This is a genomic window from Acinetobacter sp. UBA5984 (assembly GCF_002429925.1).
GTDB classification, from domain to species: Bacteria; Pseudomonadota; Gammaproteobacteria; order Pseudomonadales; family Moraxellaceae; genus Acinetobacter; species Acinetobacter variabilis.
Genome location: NZ_DJBE01000076.1, coordinates 1 through 4,904, shown reverse-complemented (window position 1 = coordinate 4,904; position 4,904 = coordinate 1). Strand labels below are relative to the sequence as shown.

The 4,904-nt window shown below is 39.5% G+C and carries 4 protein-coding genes; 1 reads left to right on the top strand and 3 read right to left on the bottom strand.

From position 1 onward, the window contains the following. Positions 1–46 precede the first annotated feature (46 nt). Both B3J29_RS12860 and B3J29_RS12855 read right to left on the bottom strand, forming a co-directional pair. Complete coding sequence (locus B3J29_RS12860) at positions 47–625, bottom strand: DUF4126 domain-containing protein (protein WP_286965762.1); 579 nt, start codon at positions 623–625, stop codon at positions 47–49. 120 nt (positions 626–745) lie between these two features. Beyond that, positions 746–943 carry a zinc ribbon-containing protein gene (locus tag B3J29_RS12855; RefSeq protein ID WP_286965764.1) on the bottom strand — a complete coding sequence of 66 codons (198 nt, stop codon included), beginning with the start codon at positions 941–943 and terminating at the stop codon, positions 746–748. A 261-nt stretch (positions 944–1,204) separates the two neighbouring features. Between B3J29_RS12855 and B3J29_RS12850 the strand changes: the two genes are divergently transcribed. Beyond that, positions 1,205–2,995 carry a retron Ec67 family RNA-directed DNA polymerase/endonuclease gene (locus B3J29_RS12850; protein ID WP_286965760.1) on the top strand — a complete coding sequence of 597 codons (1,791 nt, stop codon included), beginning with the start codon at positions 1,205–1,207 and terminating at the stop codon, positions 2,993–2,995. Positions 2,996–3,056: 61 nt separating this feature from the next. Here B3J29_RS12850 and acnA read toward each other — a convergent pair. Continuing rightward, on the bottom strand, positions 3,057–4,904 hold a 1,848-nt coding region (gene acnA, locus B3J29_RS12845), incomplete at its 5' end, for an aconitate hydratase AcnA (RefSeq protein ID WP_286965758.1).

Below are 4,904 nucleotides of genomic sequence, written 5' to 3'. Positions count from 1 at the left end.
TCAAATGAGGACACGCCCTAGTGATAAATATTTATTTATCTGACTTTTATAAGGCGGAATTTTCTAGCTTGTTTTTCTTTTTTAGACGTATCCAGCGAATTGCCATGATGGCTAGCATTACAACCAGCAAGGCAGCTAGCACTGGCAAAAGCAATGACAGAATGGATAACAGAATAGCCCCGATCCACTCTCCGGTTGAGAGTACCGGATTCGCAACACCGCCCGTGGTGGCAGTTGATAATCCGCGTGCTGCAACACTGCTCAGTTGCACGGCCCCTGCTGTTCCGCCACCGACAATAATCGCTGCGGCCCAAGCTACAAACTGGGACATTTCTCCACTGCTAGCAGCCATCGTGGTCAGAGTTCCGGCGAGCATGGCTGCAGGCGTTGCAATCGTATCGATGGCATTGTCCACCCAGGGAATATAATACGCAGCAATTTCACAGATAGTCGCGATGGCTAAAGCCAGACAGACTGCCGGCATGGCCAGCCATTCAAAACCGGTCATCGGTTCAAACCAGCCCATCAATGCGGCAATACTCATTACCAGCAAAGGCACAAAAACACGGAAACCGCAGGCTGCACTTAAGCCGATACCGATACATAAACCGAGGATTGTTTCCATGCTGTTTGCCCTTGAGATTTAAGCCATTTTTATGATGTAAATTATACGCTAACAAAAAAGCCCTATCGGGTGATAGGGCATTTATTTAAAACAGGATCTTCTGTTTTGAATATCGTGTGCTTAGGCAACCTTATCGTTATATTGGGTGCCGAGGCATTTGGTACACGGTGGTAGTCGGTCTGTACCAATTTCTAAGAAGACGCGATGTCCGCATTGAACACAAAAATAGAAACCTGTTCCCGGTTTTGAGCCAGCTTTAACCATCTTTGTTCTCCGTTGTTTTAGAAAATGGTCTAAGCAGTATAACTCTGTTGTGATGAATGTCTATTGTCCATTTTTGTAAATGATGATGGCATTTGGGCGAACCTTTATATCAAATAAAAAATATATCGATAAGTGTTTATAAAATAAAGTTATTATGTATAATACATCGCCCTTTGGGAAGATTTTTAGATTGCGTATCGCAGTCTGTTTTGAAAATGTGAGAGGCGTATTGTCCAATGCTTGCCGATACTATACTTTGTGCTGAACAGTTGGCTCTGCTGTACTGTGACCATATGAGTTCCCAAGGGGCATCCATTGGATAATTTGTTTTTATTGAAAACATGTCAAACACAAAAAGATTTTGCTAGCTTACTAGGTTATTCTGAAAAAGAATTTACTCGTATATTGTTTAGCCAACCAATTCAAAATAAATATAAAAGTTTTGAAATACCTAAAAAAAATGGAAATAAGCGTAATATTTTAGCTCCAGTTCCTGACCTTAAAATCTTACAGACTCGCTTGTCTATACTTTTAACTCACTGTTATGATGAACTAGAACACAAAAGATTATCTAAGTCTTCGTACGTACAATGTATTAGTTCACATGGTTTTAGAAAAAAAATATTAGTTGAGATACCTATCTCAAAAAAATCTCGCACATCTTTTGAATCAAAAGTTATAAATTTCGGTATATATAGCAACGCTAAAAAGCATGTTGGAAAAAATCTTGTTTTAAATATAGATTTAAAAGACTTTTTTCAAAGTATTACTTTTTCTAGGATTATCGGCTTTTTTACAAAAAACAAGCATTTTCAATTGAATTTTGATATTGCTCTATTAATTGCACAAATTGCTACTTACCGTCCAAATCAGGTAAAAGAAGGCTTCTTACCACAAGGTAGTCCTTGCTCGCCAATTATCAGCAATTTAATTGGCAATATTCTCGATATTAAAATGGTTAAACTAGCAAGAAAGTATAAATTCACATATACCAGATATGTTGATGATTTAACCCTTTCAACCAATTTACCTCAATTTTCTGAGGAAATAATTAAATTAGATGGTAAAGGTTGGGTAATCGGTTCTACTTTAAAACATGCAATTAATAGTAGTAAATTTGAAGTTAACCCTCAAAAGACAAGATTAACTAATAAATATAATAGGCAAGAAGTTACAGGTTTAACAGTTAATAGAAAAGTTAATATCAGCAAAGAATATTATCGCTATACAAGGTCTATGGTTCAAAATTTTTGTGCTGAAGGTCGTTTCTTCAAATCAAAAGTTCATATGGATGAAGATAAAACCACTAGAGAAGCTTTAAATGGAATTTTAAGTCATATTTTTCAAATAAAAAATAAACAACAAGTTGATTTTAATAATCAAACTAGAAACTTTCATGAATTGAATAGTATTGAAAAGCTCTATACTAAATTTCTCTTTCATCATTATTTTGTCCACCCACAAAGAATGATTATAATTGGTGAGGGTTATACCGATCCTCTACATTTCAAATTAGCCTGTCACAGGCTATATAACAATTCATTAAAATTTATTAAATTTTCTTCGCTTGAAGGAACTAAGCTTTTTTCAAAGATAACTGGATATGGAGGTGGTACTGGATTACTAAAAATATTTCTTCAAAATTATAAGCAGTTTTACAAAGCTAAAAATATTTGTTTGAAACCATGCTTAATTATAGTTGACGGTGATTCTGATGGGGAAGCCGTTATTTCAAAAGCTAGGGCTGAATTTAAAGGTACTTTCAAGAAAATAAGTCATTCTTCTATGACTATAGCTGGATTATTAGATTACTATCACGTATTTAATAATTTATATATTCTTCAATTGCCTAAAAATCAAGTTATTGAAGACTTTTATGATCCTTCTATTTTAACAAATCCTATAGGGTCTAAAACTTTTCATTCAGACGACAAGAAAAGGAAAGATAAATTTAATAATGATTTACATTATGGGAAAAAAGCTCTTTTTGATAAAATAATCGTTCCAAATCAAAATACCATTGATTTTTCAAAATTTGATTTAATATTTAACACTATTTTTCATATACAACTTTACCATTATTTATTTAGCAATATGAATAAATAAAAAACCCCACCAAAAGATAGGGTTTTTTTTAAACAATATTAATAACTTTTAACTTAATTCATCAAGCCACATTCCCTTCCAAGAAGTCCTGTGCAAAGCGCTGCAATACCCCACCTGCTTCATACACATGCACTTCTTCTTCAGTATCCAGACGACAGGTCACAGGAACCTCAAGCACCTGATTCTTCCCCTCTTCAGTCGCGCGCTCAATCACAAGCGTCAACGTCGAACGTGGCGCAATATTACCAATCACACTATACAGCTCAGTACCATCCAGCTTTAAAGTCTTGCGGTCTGTACCCGGCTTAAACTCAAGTGGAAGTACACCCATACCGACCAGATTGGTACGGTGAATACGCTCAAAACCTTCAGCCACAATGGCTTCTACACCAGCCAGACGCACACCTTTGGCTGCCCAATCACGGCTTGAACCCTGACCATAATCTTTACCTGCAACAATGATGAGCGGTTGCTTACGGTTCATGTAGGTTTCAATCGCTTCCCACATACGCATCACTTCACCTTCCGGCTCTACACGCGCTTTAGAACCTTGCTTAATGGTGCCGTCAGAACGTACCACCATCTCGTTATACAGCTTCGGATTTGCCAAAGTTGCACGCTGTGCAGTCAGGTGATCGCCACGGTGCGTGGCATAAGAGTTGAAATCTTCTTCAGGTAAGCCCATTTTCGCCAGATATTGACCCGCTGCTGAATCCAACACAATCGCGTTTGATGGAGATAAATGATCGGTAGTGATGTTATCGCCAAGGATTGCTAAAGGACGCATATTCGCAAGGGTACGTGGTGCAGCCAAAGCTCCTTCCCAATATGGCGGACGGCGGATATAGGTACTTTGCGGACGCCAGTCATACAGCGGACTTGCAGCTTTCTCACGCTCACCCAGATCAAACATCGGAATATAAACTTTCTTGAACTGTTCTGGCTTCACTGATTCTTTCACCAAAGCATCAATTTCTTCATCCGATGGCCAGATGTCTTTCAGGTAAATCGGATTGCCATCCTTGTCTGTGCCTAGTGCATCTTTCTCAATATCAAAACGGATCGTACCGGCAATCGCATACGCGACCACTAAGGGTGGAGATGCCAAGAAGGCTTGCTTCGCATAAGGATGGATACGGCCATCGAAATTACGGTTACCCGACAAGACTGCTGTCGCATACAAGTCACGGTCAATAATTTCCTGCTGAATTTTCGGATCAAGCGCACCCGACATGCCGTTACAGGTGGTACATGCATATGCCACGATACCAAAGCCTAGTTTTTCCAGATCCTTCAGTACACCTGCCTCTTCCAAGTACAATGCAGCCGCTTTAGAACCCGGAGCAAAAGAAGATTTCACCCAAGGTTTACGCACCAGGCCAAGCTTATTGGCCTTACGTGCCAACAAACCTGCTGCCACGGTATTACGCGGGTTAGACGTATTGGTACATGAGGTAATGGCTGCGATAATGATTGCACCATCTGGCATCAAGCCATCAGTGCGGTTCTCTACCACACCTGCAATACCTTTTTCTTTCAGATCAGAGGTTGATACACGTGCATGCGGATTCGATGGGCCCGCGATATTACGAGTTACGGTAGACAAGTCAAAACGCAATACACGCGGATATTCTGCCTGCGTCATTTCTGATGACCACAGACCAATCTCTTTCGCATAGGTTTCAACCAGTTTGACCTGTTCAGATTCACGACCAGTCAGAGTCAAATAATCAATGGTGTTTTGATCGATATAGAACATGGCCGCAGTTGCGCCATATTCCGGTGTCATATTGGAAATCGTGGCACGGTCACCGACTGACATGCTGTCCGCGCCTTCACCGAAGAATTCCAGATAAGCACCAACCACACGTTCCTTACGCAGGAATTCAGTTAAAGCCAGTACGATATC